Raw genomic sequence first — 17,312 nt, 5'->3', positions numbered from 1 at the left:
GGAAGAGGGGGAAGAGGGGGAAGAGAGGGAGGAAGGGGAAGAAAATGCTGTCAAATCTTCATTAAATTTAGTAAATAGGGGGTGCTGAAAAAGTTATGAGTGATGAGGAGAGACTAGGAGACTAGAAGACTAGAAGACTAGAAGACTAGAAGACTAGGAGAAATACCTGAAAATCAACATTTTGAGATTTTGTCTGCACAAAACAAACAAGCGTAGTTTCGTTAAAAACGCCAAATAGAAGTGGCTTGTTTTGCCATTTGACTTTGACGGGATACGATCGTACTTTCATTCCATCGAGGATAATGTTTAGGGATAGAATTTGTTAATTGAAAATCACTATTTTTATACATTTCTATCTTCTTACTATAACTTTGATTGCCTAAATCACGATTTACTTTTGTTTCTAAAAGCGTCAAATTTCCTAGACGATAAATATATTTATCTTGATTATTTTCTTCTATAAAACTCCATTCTTCTCCTGTATTTTCTGGTAAAATATGTTCGATATTATATCCTGTACTTTCTAAATCAAATTCTTTCCCTGAAATTTGTTTTTCTAATTCTAATAAAATATAACGAAGCACTTTTCTATTGCGAGAGTTGCTAGTTTTCAATTCTTTTTCTCGAAAGTTATTTTTAAAGGTATTATCATTAGGATAAATTGGATTTAATCCTTCAATAATATCCCTTTCATTTACTAATAAATTATCGGATATTTTTTCAGCTACAGTATTATAAATTTTTTCTTGCTCTGGGGTGGAAAAATTACAAATAACATTGTAACGAAAAGAAATAACAGCAATACATTTTAGAATTTTTGTAAAAGTATCCCTTTTTTCTTCTCCAAATTTTTGATAAGTTGCCATTAATATACCCAAAGGTTGACGTACATTAAACATGGCTAATTGATTAAGTAATTGTTGTTCTTCTGGATGCCAAAAACTATCAAAAGGATTCCGTAATGCGGCATAAATAGAGGCAGAAATATCTAAAATTCTTAATAATTCAAAAGCCTTTTTTTTATTATTTATCTGACGGCGAATAGTTTTAAATAACTCTGTTTTTCTGACTAATTTATGACTACTATTCCAGTATATTCTTAGAAATTCAGGAAAACTTTCACTGCCTAATTCTTCTAATATTCTTTCCCATAAATTTTCTAAAGTTTCTATTTCTGTTTCATGGGAATCACCAGAGGCTATGATAGAAAAAAGATAGTTTTTTAATAAATCAGTAGCTGATAATCTTACACCCCTTGAATTGAGGGTTTCAAATACTTTAAAAGCGTTTAATTCATCGGTGACAGTAATCACAGTAAAAAATAATTTATCTGCCATTGTATCAATGAAAAATGCGATCGATTCTCCACTGGTTTGACATTGATTTTTTAGTTTTGATTCCAACCAATAAAAAGCCTTACGCAGTTGATGCTCTGAGGCATTTAAACCCCGTTGAGGTATATTTGCTAATGGAGTAAGGTAAGTTTTGTAAAAGCGGTTATTGTGGCGATTTAGCTCCAGTTTAGCACGGCTAACAAGAGTAACGGGGTCAACGTAGCCAATATAACTATTCTGTAAATTATCTTTTCTCAGTTGATTTTTATGGGCATCAATATTATCTTTTACCAGAGTTTGTAAGCGACTCAGGGAAGCCAAAATTAAAATACTAATGGTAGTAAGTCGTTGTTGTCCGTCTATGATGTCAAAATATTTATTATCTGAAGATTGAAGCACTAAATAACCCATGTAATGTGCGGGTTCGCCGTCTTCTTCTAATAATCCTAACATATCTTGCCATAAGTCTTCCCATTCGTCTTCTCCCCATGAATAATCTCTTTGAAAGGGAGGCACACGATACAGTAATCCGTTACCCATGATTTGGCGGAAAGTCTGATTGGCGGTGTTAAAGTTCATTATTGACATGGATTTCTTACTATCAATCAATTTAACTAACAAAATGCAATTTTGCCCCGACTTTGAAAAAACCCTGTTAAACAAAGGGGGGAACTTATTTTACATTTTTCACGAATGGGTAATTCTTGAGTATTTCAAAATTTGATGATTTAATCATATAGTAAAAGTCTATAATAAATAATAGAGTCTATTGAATTTTGGTTGGAGGTTATGACATAAAATGTTATTTAAGTTCATCAACAAGGTTTCCCCATTGATAAATATATCACCCCCCCCGATCGATCGAGGCAAATCCCTTCATCAACAGAGTTTAACCTTAAAAGACACAAAAGAAGAAGGTTTCTCTATCCTAGAGGTGTTAGTAACTATTTTAGTCATCAGTGGTTTTTTACTAGGCTCGTTACAAGCCACCGTTTTATCGGTATTATTAAGAGTTCAAGCCCAAGATAAACAGGAAGCCGCCAACTGGATTCAACAAGATTTAGAGTTAATTCGCTATCAGGCTTTTATTTTACCAACTGTTCCTACTAACTGTGGTACTTATGGAGCTAATTTACAAACTACTCTAACAACTGGCGGACAAACAAATCAGGGTTCAGGAGTACAAATTAATGGTAAATGGTATAGAGTTTTTAGAGTTTATACCCACAATAACAGTAATATTTTAACAATTAATTATACATTAGCTTATGCTCCTGCTGTCAATCCCAATCCTGCACATCCTCGTTATAGAGCAAATGCGTCTTATACACCAACAGGCACAACACCTCCAGATTCAACTAATCCAAATGTAGTAACAACATTATCAACGGAGGTGATACCTAATGCAGCTCTTAGTTGTTAATTTACTCAATTTGTTCAATGAAAGAAGTAAACAGAAAGGATTTACTTTATTTGAAGTAGTAGTAGTATCTATTATTATTGGGATTGTTAGCGCCGTTGCCGCCCCTAATTTAATCGAGTCTCAAAGACAAGAAAGAGTCAACCGTACTTTTTCTCAGGTTCGATCGGCTTTAGTGGAAGCTCAAGTTAACGCTAACCGTATGAGTAGAAATTGTCCGATTACTATTACTACAACAAGTGTGACCAGCGCTGTATCTGGTTGTCTTTTAGAAAATATAGTAATTGATTCTAGCATTGTTGATGTAAGAACTTCTAAAACTGGAGGTTTACCTCAAACAGTTACTTTTGATTATAAAGGAGGGATACCAGTAACGGATATTCAAACTATTCATATTGCCCGAAAAAATTTTTCAAATACTGCTATAAATGAAACGGGAAAATGTATAGTTTTAGCTAACACTATCGGTATGATTAGAACTGGCATTTATGATTCTACAGTTTCAGGCACTAATTGTAATAATGTAGAAAATAGACGTTACGATACTGGTGGTTAATAATCTTCTCAGTAAAATCTAAGTCATTGCGAGGTAACGAAGCAATCTCAAAGCCTATATTCTTTTTGAATAATGAAAACAGATTCTATTTTTTATGAGTTATTTTTAAACATCCCAGAAAGTTTATTTAACTTATTAAAATTACCCCCAGAATTAGCAAAAGAATATCAATTTATATCTCAAGAATTGAAACAATTAGCTAAAAGAATAGACGGGGTATTTTTACCTAATAATGAAGATAAACCTATTTATTTTGTGGAGGTACAATTTCAATCAGACGAGAATTTATATTATCGTTTATTCACAGAAATATTCACCTATTTAGGACAGTATAAACCCTGTCAAGACTTTTATGCAGTGGTATTATGGGAAAAAAGAAATTATGAAACTCCCTTACCAAGTTATTATCAAGTTTTTCAAGACACAGGAAAATTGACGGTAATTTACTTAGATGAATTGAGTTTTGAAGAATACGAAGGTTTAGGCATAGAAATTCTCCAGCTAATTGTTGCTAATGAAGAAAATGCTAAAAATCAAGTTAATACCCTGTTTAATTCGATCGAAAATAGTCAAGAATCATCTACCAAGAAAAAAGATATTATAGAATTATTAGAAAAGATATTAATTTATAAATTTACCAACTATACAAGGGAGGAATTAGACAAAATGTTTACTTTAACTGATTTCAAAAAAACCCGTTTTTATCAAGATACTTATAAAGAGGGTAAAATTGAGGGTAAAATTGAAGGCAAACTGGAATCAATCTTTAATTTAATGAAGTTGGGATTATCGATCGAACAAATCGCAGAAGCCTTAGAATTAGACTTAGAATTGCTGAAAAAGGTAGCTAAATTTTATGATGATAGCTATACTCAAGGAGAAAATCAAGGTAAAATTAAATCTATACCTAACTTAATGAAGTTGGGGTTATCGATCGAACAAATCGCAGAAGCCTTAGAATTAGATTTAGAATTAGTGAGAAAAGTCGCTCTAAATGATTAATCGACAGGTAAAAATTGGAAGGGTGGTGCGGAAACAAGATTTTTAGTGGCATCCCCTGCATAAAAAGTACCGTCTGTTAAAGACAATTTTTTCACAGAAGCAGTGGGGTTAAAATCTAGCTCTTTCATGTCAATCCAAAAAACATTCGGGCTAGTTGCAGAATCAAAATAGTATATCTTGTTTTTCTGATCCGCTACCACTCGCCATACCGTAGAAGCGATATTCGGTTGATCTGGAGTAGTTATACCTAAAGGAACAGAGACACTACGAACCACGCTTAAAACACTAGCAAGGGCTTGATTTTCGTACTTTTGTTCAGGAACAGCGCTAATATAGTTAGGAACTGTTTTTGTAGGTATAGAATTGAGCAGAAAATAGGCACGGGCGAATCGATCGGCTGCTCGATTTGTACCGGGTAGAAAGTTTAAACCGCCTATGCTTTGCCAATATTCATTTAAAGCAAGTTGTTTGTCAAAAGTGGGGGAATTAGTGACGACTTTATAATCTTTGCTGTGATGAATGACTAACTTGCCGTCAATATATTCAAAAATAGCTGAGTCACCGTTAATATCAGAAATAACAAGGTGTAATTGAGCTGGTGCGCCATTGGGCAAAGTTGATGTAATTACTCGAAAAGGCTCTTTTTTCATCTCTTCCACTGCTTCGGCAACGGTGGCATAGTTATCTAAAAAATATTGAGCCCAAAGACTCATGGAAAGAGTGGCTTTTCCTTCTGTTGTACCGTAGTCGGATTCTGCTAAATAAAGAAGATTGGCAACTAAACCTTTTTCATTCATCCCATCGGCAGTACCAATGTCATAAGCTGTTATTACCACACTACCGTATTTAGATTTCCATTCGATCGAGTTTTTTCCTGCCAGTCCATTTTGATCGATTCCCCTCGGCAAAACCCACAAATTAGAACGAATGTCCTCTTTCCAATCCATCGATCGACCGGTTATAACTGTATTGTCACTACCTGAGTATAAAACACGGGTACAAGCTAAAACACTGAGACTAAAAAGTCCAGAGAAGGTTAAAATTGTTGGTATCGCCAAGGCAAGATGTTTGAAAATATTTAAAGTCATTGGATAAAATACTATTATAGTTTTTTTAAAAATAAATTATTTCTGGAAAAAGATGTTAGGTTAAATTAAAACATTTTAGATTAGGTGTTCGATCGATTATCTCTCAATGCAACAACATGGATTATACAGCAATAATAACAGAGTTAGGAAAAGCGTCATTATTTGACCTATATAGATTAAGTGTAGCGATCGATCAACAGTTAAATGATCCCAGTAGGTTAAGATTAATTAAAAATCATCTCACAGTAGGACAATTAATTAGCTATTTTGATAGGACAGAAAATCGTTTAATCAAAGCCACTATTATTGAACTAAAAACTAAGAAAGTTTTGATTGAAAATGAACATGATGGTTGTCAATGGAATATTCCTTATTGTCTTATCAATATAGATAATTCAGATACGGACATCAATCTTCAAGCAAAGCATCAAACAAATAAAAATCATGTTAAAGTTGGTGATCACGTTTGTTTCAAAGATAAACAAGGAAATGAAATGTTTGGAATCGTTACTAAACTTAATTCGCAAACAGCAGGGATATTAGTGGGAAATATGAAATGGAGAGTCTCTTATAGCTTGTTATCCCCGATTATTAGTATTGAAACTGGCGAAAATGTTGATAGTAGTTCGATCGTTATTGATATATAAAAACATTGGCTCTTTTGAATATGTAAATTATTGGCTAAGGTAGGGAAAAAGGAATACGGAAGCAGGGCGTTTTCATTCTCGAAAGGGGATAAAATTCTTACAAATAAGATAGGATTGCGATACCTAACACCTATCCGCATCAAGATACTATGAAACACTACTCATTATGAGCTTTTTGTTGTTGCTGATAGAGATAATAATAACGCCCTTTCATCGTCATTAATTCCTCGTGAGTGCCTTTTTCAGAGATCGAGCCACTATCCATAACTACAATAATATCTGAATTTTGAATTGTACCGAGACGGTGAGTAATGAATAATACAGTTCGATCGTGGAAAGCCTGAATTAGATTTTGACAGACTTGAGCTTCGGTATTGTAGTCTAAAGCACTGGTAGCCTCATCTAAAATTAACATTCGAGGATTTTGTAATACAGAACGAGCGATGGCAATACGTTGTCTTTGCCCCCCCGATAAAGAAGCGCCTCTTTCTCCAACTCTGGTATTGTAACCATTGGCTAAATTCATGATAAATTCATGGGCAACAGCTACTTTTGCCGCATTGATAATTTCTTCGGTAGTTGCAGAAGGGTTAGTTAAGGCAATATTTTCTAAAATCGTACCATCAAACAATAAACTCTCTTGAGGTACAACCCCAATTTGACGGCGTAAAGAATATAACTCCACACGGTTAACGTCATAGCCATCAATCAAAATACGTCCCGATTCAGGCTCATAAAGACGAGAAACCAATTTGGTTAAGGTACTTTTACCTGCTCCACTTTCTCCCACAATACCCACAAAAGTACCCGGGGCAAACTCAATACTAACATTATTTAATTGTAAAGGACCATGGGGTTTAAAACGAAAACAAACCTGATCATATTTAAGATTACCCTTAATTAAGGGCATGGGAATATTATCTCGATCTTCTTGTGCTTCTTGAGGATGATCAACAATGTCCGCTAAACGTTCCAAAGATAGTGCAGTTTGTTGGAAATTTTGCCATAGTTGAGCTAACCGTAAAATGGGAGAAGTTACATAACCTGAGATAATACGGAAGGCGATTAATTGCCCTAAAGTTAAATCTCCTTGTAAAACTAAATAAGCACCTACCCATAACACCAAAAGTTGTGATAACTTATTGAGAAAATTACTAGCAGAACCTGCTAAAGTTTGAGTAATAACAGTTCTAAAACCAGTACCCACATACTTGGCATAACGCTCCTGCCATTCCCAACGGGATTTTAATTCAATGTTTTGAGCTTTTACTGTTTGAATCCCTGACATAATTTCCACTAAGTGGGATTGGGTTTCGGCGTTGCGCTCTGCTTTTGCTCGTAATTGACGACGAATCAAGGGAGAAAAGATTAAGGTTAAAGCCACAAAAATAGGAATAATCCCTAAAGCCACAAAACTTAATAAGGGGCTATAAACAAACATTACCGCAATGTAAATGACGGAGAAAATAGCGTCTAAAACCACAGTTAAAGCCGTTCCCGTCAAAAACGATCGAATATTCTCTAACTCATTAATACGGGTAGAAATTTCCCCCACAGGACGCTTTTCAAAGTATCTCAGAGGTAATCGTAAAAGGTGATCAATAATTTCTGATCCCAATGTCATGTCAATGCGGTTAGTGGTATCCACAAAAGAATAAGTCCGCAAAGTACTTAAAATCGCTTCAAACACCGCTAAAACCACCAAAAAGATACCTAAAACCTGTAGAGTATCGGGGCTATTCTGTACAATTACTTTATCGATGATAATTTGAATCATCAAGGGGTTAGCAAGGGCAAACAGTTGCACAAAGAAAGAAGCGATAAAAACTTCTAACAATGTCCATTTATACTTAATTACCGAAGGAACAAACCAACTTAAACCAAACTTTTCTTCAGGGGTTTCCTTCGTTTTTTTGAGGAGTAAAATCTTGCCTTCTTGTCCCCATTTTTTGAGAAAATCGTCAATTTTATATTCTTTTACCCCCGATCGAGTGGGGTCTGCTACAATAACAGTTTTATCATTGGTAGCATAAACTAACACCAAAGAATCAGATATAGTGGTTAAAAAAGGACCTTCCAAACGAGAAAACGCTCCTGCTGGAACTCCTATCAACTGAGCATTTAAGCCAATTAACTCCGTTACCGCACCACAAATATCAAGGGATAATCGCCCGTTACGCTGTACTTGCTCTTTGATAATACGAACTAAAATTTCGCCTCGATAGGGCATTTTGTAGAATTTAGTCAACATTCGCATACAAGCGATGCCGATTTCTGCTTCGGTTTTACCTCCGAAGAAAGGATAATTTTTAAGGGGTTTTTTACCTTTGGGAATAAGAGTATCGGGTTGTATTTGTAAAATACTTGGATCGGCTTTGGGTATTTCATCATCGTCCATTAACACCGTAGCGGTAACTGAAGAAGTATTATTCTCATTGGGAGAATCATCCGCCCAAACGTCTTCGACTTCTTCTATGGGTTTCTCAATTACTAGAGTTGAATTTTGAGAGGATTCTTGATGAGTAGGAATTTCTAGGGAAACAAAACGACAGTCTGTAGTTAAATTTAAGTTAGTATTGACAGGAATTACTGAACCGATATTATAACCTTCGATCGAACCACTACTTAAAACCCAAACATGGTTTTCGGGAGGAGATAGTAATTGTCTAGCCTTTCCTGCGGACAAATTACAGACTTGACTATCATCTAGGGTGTTTTTTGCTAACTCTTTGAGGTTGCCTTCTCCTGTGGCTCGTTGTAACAGTTGTTGCCCTAATAATTCAAAGACTTCGATTAAACCGACTTGACTTTGATAATATTGGTTGAGAGAAGGATGTTTTTTTAATAAATCTAAAAACTTGTCTCTTTCTAAGGTTAGCGCCACCACGGGAGTAGATGCGATAGCTGTTTCACTGGGAAAACCACGAATTAAACTCTCCCAACCAATAACTGTACCATTACTCACCAGTTGCACACTGATAGGAGTACTATTTCTGAGGTCATAAGCAATACAACGAGCTTGACCTTCGTAAATAATGGCAATATAAGGGGGGATTTTTTCTTTTACCAACATAATCTGCCCCATGTCGTATTTTAGTGGCTGAAACTGAGTTGATATTTCGTGAATAGCGTTTGGTGATAGATTGTTAAAAGGTTCAACGGTAGAGATAAACTCTTCGATCGAACTAGCTGTATATACCATGAGTTATAATTATGAAAATTTCTTAACCGTTAGTAGAAAATTAAGTGTGATAATTTTTAATATGGTTAATTCTAACTTGAAACTCTGAATCTGAACTCATTTTCTCTAATTTATTAATAGAATAACCTTGATAATATTTATTGGTTCTCATAATTCTTTAATCACTCTTTTAGTAGTTCACGATAAAATACCATTAAATAAATAACCAACACAAATAACATATTTTGTCGATTATTTAAGTTTTTTGAGTTAATTTTTTCGATCGAACTGTGCTACTTTTCTCGATCGAACTTAGTATAGATTCCCCCATATTTTTCCCAATACTCCTTTAAATCGTGGTTAGGAGTATGTAAACTAGCTTTAGCCTGATAAAGAATAACTTGACGGTGATTCCCCATAGGGATTTTTTTGGCAGACTCCACCGAAATTAAACTGCCCCCCAAAATAGTAATATATTGCTCGAAACGCTCTACCATAGAATATTCTACCGTTTTCAATACAAAAAAATTACCATCACAAATTAAATGGTGACTTTTAATCCAAATTTGCAATTTTTTAATCGCACATACAGGAGTAATTCTTTTCTGCGAACTGCGATTATTTACATTGATAGTTTTCACTACGAATTACTGATTTATGATTAAAGTTGAATAATAAGCATAGATAAAAATAAATGCAACTAGCAAAAAAGTCTGAAATTTGACAACCCAAAATCAAACTTGACATAAAATATGTAAGTTACACACTTGTCCCAAAATCAACGGATTGAGATTCTTTCGCTACGCTGAGAATGACAGAATATCGTTATTGGTGTGTAAGTCCTAAAATATTTTTGAGAGGAAATGGTAAATTTTTGTTAAGATTATGATTCGTATTAAACTCCGTAATCTTTTGATCTGGAATTTCGATCGAACGGATTAAGAAGTTTATTTAACTCTATGAATGATTGAATATTAGTGACAGTGATCAGAAAAAGAAATCAATTTTCCCTGTTGAGAAATCTAACTAATTTCCTAATCTGCATCATGTCACTTTAATAAGCCTAGTTAACAGGAGTTACACTAGCAACACTAGCGCCTTGTTTGTGTAAAGTTACATATAGTTCAAATAATTGATTAAAAGGCACCATATAAACTTTATTAGGACGGCGGTATTTAGGGAAAGAATTGTAAACTTTCGCACGATAGCCCGTTACTTCTACTCTGTAAATTCTTCCATCTTCATCAGCACCAACACCTTGACGGGTAGCAGAAGTTAAAGGAGTTTCTTGGAAAGCCCAACCTTCACCAGCAGAACCACCAGAAGGGGGAATTACAGACAAGGGAGTTTGGGTTAAAACGCTCTTATGAATAACAGGAGATTGTAAAGCCTTACCTACATCGCTACTAGCACCACCTCTGAGCATAGCGAACATATGAGTAAACTCTACCATCGTACGATTATTAGCGGTTTTGTAACCACGATAGTAAGGAACGATATTGTCTCCGTAGGCTTCAGTGTATTCATCACTGTCGATATAAGCGTTAATATCAGCTTCATAACCGAGGGTGTCCAAAATATCGCTGTGGTATCTCATTTCTGCTTGATTTTCAGGAGTACGTCCTAAAAAGTGTTTGAAATTAAGCTCAGTAAAACGATAACGAGGACAAGTTTCAAAGTAGCGTTGACGGTATAAATCAGAATTGGCGATCGCTCGTACAAATTCCCGAACCGTTAACTGCCCATTACGAAAACGAGATTCTGCATTGGTAAGTCTTTCACTGTTCATAATGTAAGAATTACCGAGTACTTGACGATAAACCGCATTAATAATTTGATTGATTCTTTCGTCAGAATCGTGGGGTTTTCTTTCAATTAAGGGTGCTTCTTCAAATAAGCTAAGACCCAAATTTGCGCCTTGTTGTAAAGACATTGAATAGTCTCCTTTTATAAGTGTGTTAATTTTTTTGTGTTAATTTTCTTAACAAAACTTAACAAACTAAGTAATAATCAATACTGATTAGAAAAGTTTAATCAGAGATAATTAGTTATTAAGTATTTGTACTTATTAATCTCTTAAGGACTTAATAGACAACGAGTTGAGCCGATAATCTAGTAAGTTTTGAAGGACTAATTAATCATTAATTTTTTAATCGGGGGACATGATCCCCTGTCAAATCTATTTATACTATGAGAAGTGAGCATTTATTATCAAGATTTGTAACAATAATTTTGTGAACGAATTTAGATCTGTACCGTAGGTCAGTGTGAGGATGCCTCTATTTTGATTGGTAGCGATACCTATACCTGTTAGAGTAAGCAATCTCAGTGAACCAAGAATCCCACTTGCGTGACTCAGTGGGAGTGTCAAGAGATAATCCCTTCCACAGAATCTATCGCCATATCCATTAAAATTTGATGAGTATTTAACGGTTTTTCCTCCGTTTCCCATTGACGGCGAATGTAACTACCATCGCTTTGTAATTCCCACGATTGTTGATTATCCGATAGCATAATGCCTAAAATCTCTTGTAATTGTTTTAGTAAATTACGATCTTCTACAGGAGTAATGGCTTCTACTCGACGAGAGAGATTTCTTCCCATCCAATCGGCACTACCTATGTAAATTTCCTCATCTCCGTTGTTGTGGAAATAGAAAATACGAGAATGTTCGAGAAAACGCCCGATAATACTAATAACTCTAATATTATCGCTGATACCTTCAATATTTGGTCTTAAACTACAGATACCTCTGATAATTAAGTCTATTTTTACCCCTGCTTGAGATGCTTTATATAAGGCTTGAATAACGGGTACGTCCACTAAAGAGTTCATTTTTGCGACAATCCTTCCTGTGCCTCCATTACGACAGTGTTCTGCTTCTCTTTCAATCATAGCTATCATTCGATCGCGCATAGTCACAGGAGCAACTAAGAGCTTACGAAATACTTTTTGTTTAGAATAACCCGTCAAAAAATTGAATAAATCCGTTAAATCTGCCCCTAAATCTTCTCGACAACTAATTAAACCTAAATCGGTATAAAGTTTAGCTGTTTTTGGATTGTAATTTCCTGTACCAATATGAACATAACGGCGAATTTTCTCTTTTTCTTTGCGCACCACTAAAATAACTTTAGTATGGGTTTTTAAGCCGACTAATCCATAAACCACATGGACTCCTGCTTTTTCTAATTTTCTTGCCCAAAGAATATTATTTTCTTCATCAAAACGGGCTTTTAATTCCACTAATGCCACTACTTGTTTACCATTTTCAGCGGCATCAATTAGGGCTTTGATAATGGGAGAATCTCCCGAAGTACGATACAATGTCATTTTTATTGCCATGACGTTTCGATCGTGCGCTGCCAGAGTGATAAACTGTTGTACTGTACCCGAAAAAGAATGATAGGGATGATGTACCATCAAATCACCCTTGCGAATCGTGGCAAAAAATTCATCACTGATACTATCATTATCCTCGCTTTCTCCCGTCATTTCCCACTCTTGAAATTCATCGAAGGGAGGAGGCACAACCCCATTCCAAGGAGTATCTTTTAACTCAGGTAAAGGCAACCCCGTCAAGGCAAACAAATCATTTAACCCCAATAAACCATCGATTTCATATATATCTATATCTTCTAAATCTAATCCTTGCAGTAACATTTCTTTGATGTTATCAGGCATAGAAGGATGTATCTCTAAGCGTACAGCCGAACCTGCAAAACGACGTTTTCGTAGCTCTTGTTGTATTGCTAACAATAAATCATCAGCCTCGTCTTCTTGTACCCCTAAATCGGCATCCCTTGTCAAACGAAAATTATGACATTCTTGAACGTTCATGCCGGGGAATAGGGCTTCTAGGTGGTGTGCAATGACTTGTTCGAGGGGAATACCTACCCAGATGATATTCTCATTTGTATTTCCTGCTTGTTGTAATTCAGAAGGAAAAGTGACAAAACGAGGGAGAGTCTTCGGTACTTTTACCCTAGCGAATAATTCTGCTCCTGTATCGGGATTTTTGACTAATACGGCTAAATTTAAGCTCAAATTAGACATATGGGGGAAAGGGTGACTGGGATCAACTGCGAGGGGAGTAAGTACAGGGAATATGTTATTATCAAAATATTGATGTAAATAATTTCGTTGTTCTTGATTTAAGTCCACAAAATTAATTAAATGTATGCCATGATTAATTAACTCTTTTTTTAAGTTATATTCAAAGTTTTCTACTTGTAGCTTAACTAGGGGGCGTAATCGTTGATTTATTTCTTTAATTTGTTGTAATGGAGTCCTACCATCGGGGGTTAATTTTGTTACTTCTGCTTCGATTTGACGTTTTAAGGCAGCGACTCTTACCATAAAAAATTCGTCTAAATTTGCACTAAAAATAGCCGTAAATTTTAGTCTTTCTAATAGTAAAGTTTTTTCGTTTAAGGCTTCTTGTAATACTCGATAATTGAATTCTAACCAACTTAATTCTCTATTAAAATAATATTCTGATTTTGTTAATTTATTAGTTTGATTTTTCATAGTTAATAATTCTTTTTTGATAAACAAGTAAATAATTTTGAATTACTGATTAATTCTACATTTATATTCTTAATTCTATATTATATTGATTCGATCGAACCTTAAGTTATGATTTGGTTAAACTCTCTTTAATCCTAACAGTATAAGGAAGAAAGGTAATAGGTAATGAATCATCAGAGATTTTTAATTCTTAATTCTTAATTCTTAATTCTCAATTCTCAATTCTCTTGAGTTTCTAATTCTGCAAATAATGCTGTCAAAATAGTATTAGAATATAAAAAGCCTTCAGGATCAGCTAAACTTAATCGATCGAATACACTATCGAAAATGACTAAACCATTCTCTAAAAACTTATCCAGACATTGCAAGATTTGATGATAAATTTTCTGATTAAAATTAGCTTTTATTTGTGCTAAATTTACACCTTTTTTCAGTCTTAAACCTAACATTAAAGTTTCTAATAATTGTTCATTTTTAGTAATAGTAGGAATGTCAATTATGCCCTGATTTTCTTGATAACTTTTAACCCAATTAAAATAATCTTTTCTGGTACGAGGGCGAGTAAAACGCTTATTCTCACTATAACTAGCAGAACCCATGCCAAAACCGTGATAAAATTCGTTATGCCAGTAAACCTGATTATGACGGCATTCGTAACCCTGTTTACCATAGTTAGAAATTTCGTAATGATTATATCCAGCTTCTCTCAGTTTTTCTGACGCTAAACAGTACATTTGAGCAGTCATTTCACTTGGCGGTAAAGGGTTATCCCCCTCAGCGTATTTTTTGCCGAAGGCGGTGACAGATTCTAAGACTAAATCATAGCAGGATAAGTGTTTTGGTTGCAGTTCGATCGAGCTTTCCAAAGACTCTAACCAATCCTCAAGAGTTTGATGAGGTAAACCAGAAATTAAGTCTAAACTCCAATTATCAAAACCTGCTTGATGAATCCAGTCTGTAGCTTGATTTATGTCTGCTATTCTGTGTACTCTACCGCAAATTTCTAATAAATTATCTTGAAAGGCTTGTACTCCTAAACTAACTCGATTTACGCCTAATTTTTGGTATTGTTTTAATTTAGTTAAATCAAAAGTAGCAGGATCAATTTCTAAGGAAATCTCAGCATTACTATTAATTCCAAAATGTTGATTTAAAGTGCTTAAAATTTTAGCTAAACCTTCTACAGCAAGGAGAGAAGGAGTACCTCCTCCAAAAAAAATAGTATCTAAACTGCTAGTATTTTCTGACGGAGTAGCAATTATTTCCTGACAAAGAAAATCAACATATTCTTGTTGCCAAAGTGAATAACTATTACCACTATTATCCCCTAAAACAGTAATAGGAAAATCACAATAAAAGCATCTCCTTTTACAAAATGGAATGTGAATATACGCTGATTTGATCATCATAAAGTAATAGATAAGTTATAGGATTATTGTTGAAGAAATTATGATTTAGTACCGTAAAACAGGCATCTTGCCTGTATTTTTATCAGATGTCTAATTATTAATAATCTTTGAGTTGTCTTTCAAATTAAAAAAATTTAGTTATGATTTAATCATAATGCAATCTCGAAATTAAAAGAGGTTAAATATGAATAGCTTAACTATTAATATAAATTCGATCGAACTTAACGATGAACAATTTTTTCAATTATGCCAGAAAAACCGTGATGTAAAATTTGAACGTAACGCCAAAGGGGATTTAATTATTATGCCACCAACAGAGGGAATAACAGGAAATCGCAACGGAAAAATTACTCAAAAATTATTTAATTGGGCGGAGAATAATAATGGTATTGCCTTTGATTCTTCCACAGGTTTTAAGTTACCAAATGGTGCAAATCGCTCTCCTGATGCTTCTTGGATACCCTTAGAAAAATGGCAAAATTTAACCCCTTCTCAACAACAAAAGTTTTTACCTTTTTCCCCTGATTTTGTCATCGAATTATTATCTCTTACTGATAGTTTAAAAGACACTCAACAAAAAATGTTAGAGTATATGGAAAACGGCAGTAAATTAGCATGGTTAATTAATCCTCAATTAAAACAAGTGGAAATTTATCGACAAGGAAAAGAGGTAGAAATATTAGATAATCCTAATACTATTTCAGGAGAAGATATTTTGCCTAACTTTACTTTAGATTTAACGATGATATGGTCATAAAATAAATAAGAGGTAAGATGTGAATAGCTTAACCATTAGACATCTGGTAAAAAAGATTTTTAGTTCTTATACTTTGAGTATGATAAATTATGTCTAAAAAAAGGTGTCAGGTATTAGGTAGCAGGTGTTAGGTTAAATTAAAATTGTCAATCTATAACATCTGCATTTTTAAAATTATAAACCTATTATATATAAACGCTTTTAAGGATTATTTACTACTAAAATATCATAACTACTGTAGAAGAGCCAGATTTTTTAGTAAATTGTTCGATTTCATAAGTGTATTGATCGATTAAAATATATTCTTGTTGCGCATTAATAAAACGATAATAACTCAATTTAGTTTTGGTGGGCAATGCCCACCCTACCGTGAAACAGGCATCTTGCCTGTATTTTTGGATAAATTTATTAAAAGCGAATTAGAGTATCTAACACGATACCAGTACATAATAACATCATATAAAGGATCGAATATTTAAACATAGATTTAGCTGTTTGTTTATCTTCAGGATTTTGTTGTAACTTCCATGCTTTAAGAGTAAATAAACTACCTAGAATTAAGGCAAACAATAGATAAACTAATCCTAAACTATGGAGAGGATAAATTAAAACAAGGCTAAATAACACCGTAATTAAGGTATAAATCCAAATTTGTTTAACGGTTTCTTGACTGCCTTCTATTACAGGCAACATCGGTACTCCCACTTCGGCGTAATCTTCGGAAATCATTAACGCTAATGCCCAAAAATGAGGAGGAGTCCATAAAAAGATGAGGGTAAACACTGCCCAAGCACTCCAACTTAAATCTCCTGTAACTGCCGCCCAACCGACAAGGGGAGGAATCGCCCCCGCCGCACCACCAATGACAATATTTTGGGTGGTATGACGTTTTAACCAATGGGTATAAATCAGCATATAAAATACTATGCCCAGCATTGCCAATAATGCAGAAAGCATATTCACACAAAATGCAAGGAGAGAAAAGGATAAAATTGCTAAGACTATACCAAAAATAATCGCATGGTTCGATCGAACTTTACCAGAAGGAATAGGACGATTACGGGTTCTTTTCATGTCATAATCAATATCTTGATCATAAACACAGTTAAAGGTTTGCGCGGAGGCGGCGGCTAAAGTGCCTCCTAAAAGAGTGACAATAAGTAAGAAAGCGTCAACATGACCATTTCCTGCCATAAACATAGTGGCGGCAGTGGTAATTAATAATAGGGGAATAATTCGAGGTTTAGTTAATAGATAGTAGCTTTGAACTACTTGCAAAAAATTTTCGTGGCGAGAAATAGTTGATCCGATCATGATATTTGTTAATGTTTGTATATAATTAAGTGGTTTTGAGATTGCTTCGTGCCTCGCAATGACATAGTTTTAGC

The 17,312-nt window shown here is 34.4% G+C and carries 13 protein-coding genes; 5 read left to right on the top strand and 8 right to left on the bottom strand.

Annotated features, from left to right (window positions below; all coding sequences use genetic code 11):
• Positions 1-221: 221 nt before the first annotated feature.
• Complete coding sequence (locus ACN4EE_RS12580; protein ID WP_431706800.1) at positions 222-1,922, bottom strand: DUF262 domain-containing protein; 1,701 nt, start codon at positions 1,920-1,922, stop codon at positions 222-224.
• A gap of 211 nt (positions 1,923-2,133) precedes the next feature.
• Between ACN4EE_RS12580 and ACN4EE_RS12575 the strand changes: the two genes are divergently transcribed.
• The 3 genes from ACN4EE_RS12575 to ACN4EE_RS12565 all read left to right on the top strand — a co-directional run bounded on the left by ACN4EE_RS12575 (position 2,134) and on the right by ACN4EE_RS12565 (position 4,312).
• Positions 2,134-2,757 carry a type IV pilus modification PilV family protein gene (locus ACN4EE_RS12575; RefSeq protein WP_431706799.1) on the top strand — a complete coding sequence of 208 codons (624 nt, stop codon included), beginning with the start codon at positions 2,134-2,136 and terminating at the stop codon, positions 2,755-2,757.
• Entirely contained in the window at positions 2,738-3,310 is a 573-nt protein-coding gene (locus ACN4EE_RS12570; RefSeq protein WP_431706798.1) for a prepilin-type N-terminal cleavage/methylation domain-containing protein, read from the top strand. The genes ACN4EE_RS12575 and ACN4EE_RS12570 overlap by 20 nt, the downstream gene beginning before the upstream one ends.
• A gap of 72 nt (positions 3,311-3,382) precedes the next feature.
• On the top strand, positions 3,383-4,312 hold the full coding sequence (locus ACN4EE_RS12565; protein ID WP_431706797.1) for an Rpn family recombination-promoting nuclease/putative transposase: 930 nt from the start codon (positions 3,383-3,385) through the stop codon (positions 4,310-4,312).
• Here the strand turns inward: ACN4EE_RS12565 and ACN4EE_RS12560 are convergent.
• Complete coding sequence (locus ACN4EE_RS12560) at positions 4,309-5,400, bottom strand: linear amide C-N hydrolase (RefSeq protein ID WP_431706796.1); 1,092 nt, start codon at positions 5,398-5,400, stop codon at positions 4,309-4,311. The two genes, ACN4EE_RS12565 and ACN4EE_RS12560, sit on opposite strands and share 4 nt — an antisense overlap.
• Before the next feature lie 116 nt (positions 5,401-5,516).
• On the opposite strand from ACN4EE_RS12560, the gene ACN4EE_RS12555 reads away from it, so the two are divergent.
• Positions 5,517-6,047 (top strand): hypothetical protein, encoded by a 531-nt coding sequence (locus ACN4EE_RS12555; RefSeq protein WP_431706795.1) that lies wholly within the window; start codon positions 5,517-5,519, stop codon positions 6,045-6,047.
• A gap of 157 nt (positions 6,048-6,204) precedes the next feature.
• Here the strand turns inward: ACN4EE_RS12555 and ACN4EE_RS12550 are convergent, their stop codons facing one another.
• The 5 genes from ACN4EE_RS12550 to hemW form a co-directional block, all read right to left on the bottom strand.
• A complete protein-coding gene (locus ACN4EE_RS12550; RefSeq protein ID WP_431706794.1) occupies positions 6,205-9,249 on the bottom strand; it encodes a peptidase domain-containing ABC transporter in 3,045 nt (1,014 codons plus the stop codon).
• A gap of 272 nt (positions 9,250-9,521) precedes the next feature.
• Complete coding sequence (locus ACN4EE_RS12545) at positions 9,522-9,869, bottom strand: hypothetical protein (protein ID WP_431706793.1); 348 nt, start codon at positions 9,867-9,869, stop codon at positions 9,522-9,524.
• Between the two features lie 422 nt (positions 9,870-10,291).
• Entirely contained in the window at positions 10,292-11,161 is an 870-nt protein-coding gene (locus tag ACN4EE_RS12540) for a phycobilisome rod-core linker polypeptide (protein ID WP_431706792.1), read from the bottom strand.
• Positions 11,162-11,595: 434 nt separating this feature from the next.
• A complete protein-coding gene (gene ppk1, locus ACN4EE_RS12535; protein ID WP_431706791.1) occupies positions 11,596-13,758 on the bottom strand; it encodes a polyphosphate kinase 1 in 2,163 nt (720 codons plus the stop codon).
• A gap of 218 nt (positions 13,759-13,976) precedes the next feature.
• Positions 13,977-15,167 carry a radical SAM family heme chaperone HemW gene (gene hemW, locus ACN4EE_RS12530; RefSeq protein WP_431706790.1) on the bottom strand — a complete coding sequence of 397 codons (1,191 nt, stop codon included), beginning with the start codon at positions 15,165-15,167 and terminating at the stop codon, positions 13,977-13,979.
• A gap of 184 nt (positions 15,168-15,351) precedes the next feature.
• Between hemW and ACN4EE_RS12525 the strand changes: the two genes are divergently transcribed.
• Complete coding sequence (locus tag ACN4EE_RS12525) at positions 15,352-15,924, top strand: Uma2 family endonuclease (RefSeq protein WP_431706789.1); 573 nt, start codon at positions 15,352-15,354, stop codon at positions 15,922-15,924.
• A 408-nt stretch (positions 15,925-16,332) separates the two neighbouring features.
• Here the strand turns inward: ACN4EE_RS12525 and ACN4EE_RS12520 are convergent, their stop codons facing one another.
• Positions 16,333-17,238 (bottom strand): heme o synthase, encoded by a 906-nt coding sequence (locus ACN4EE_RS12520; protein WP_431706788.1) that lies wholly within the window; start codon positions 17,236-17,238, stop codon positions 16,333-16,335.
• Between the last annotated feature and the right edge of the window lie 74 nt (positions 17,239-17,312).

This window comes from Geminocystis sp. CENA526 (assembly GCF_050753365.1).
In the GTDB taxonomy this organism is placed as follows: domain Bacteria; phylum Cyanobacteriota; class Cyanobacteriia; order Cyanobacteriales; family Cyanobacteriaceae; genus Geminocystis.
Note: the sequence above shows the minus strand (reverse complement) of the source record. Positions and strands in the feature narration are given on the sequence as shown.

Bases quoted from the DNA above. Each gene is read 5' to 3' on its own strand.
- ACN4EE_RS12580 (WP_431706800.1), bottom strand. From the start codon at position 1,922: ATGTCAATAATGAACTTTAACACCGCCAATCAGACTTTCCGCCAAATC.
- ACN4EE_RS12575 (WP_431706799.1), top strand. From the start codon at position 2,134: ATGTTATTTAAGTTCATCAACAAGGTTTCCCCATTGATAAATATATCA.
- ACN4EE_RS12570 (WP_431706798.1), top strand. From the start codon at position 2,738: ATGCAGCTCTTAGTTGTTAATTTACTCAATTTGTTCAATGAAAGAAGT.
- ACN4EE_RS12565 (WP_431706797.1), top strand. From the start codon at position 3,383: ATGAAAACAGATTCTATTTTTTATGAGTTATTTTTAAACATCCCAGAA.
- ACN4EE_RS12560 (WP_431706796.1), bottom strand. From the start codon at position 5,400: ATGACTTTAAATATTTTCAAACATCTTGCCTTGGCGATACCAACAATT.
- ACN4EE_RS12555 (WP_431706795.1), top strand. From the start codon at position 5,517: ATGGATTATACAGCAATAATAACAGAGTTAGGAAAAGCGTCATTATTT.
- ACN4EE_RS12550 (WP_431706794.1), bottom strand. From the start codon at position 9,249: ATGGTATATACAGCTAGTTCGATCGAAGAGTTTATCTCTACCGTTGAA.
- ACN4EE_RS12540 (WP_431706792.1), bottom strand. From the start codon at position 11,161: ATGTCTTTACAACAAGGCGCAAATTTGGGTCTTAGCTTATTTGAAGAA.
- ppk1 (WP_431706791.1), bottom strand. From the start codon at position 13,758: ATGAAAAATCAAACTAATAAATTAACAAAATCAGAATATTATTTTAAT.
- hemW (WP_431706790.1), bottom strand. From the start codon at position 15,167: ATGATGATCAAATCAGCGTATATTCACATTCCATTTTGTAAAAGGAGA.
- ACN4EE_RS12525 (WP_431706789.1), top strand. From the start codon at position 15,352: ATGAATAGCTTAACTATTAATATAAATTCGATCGAACTTAACGATGAA.
- ACN4EE_RS12520 (WP_431706788.1), bottom strand. From the start codon at position 17,238: ATGATCGGATCAACTATTTCTCGCCACGAAAATTTTTTGCAAGTAGTT.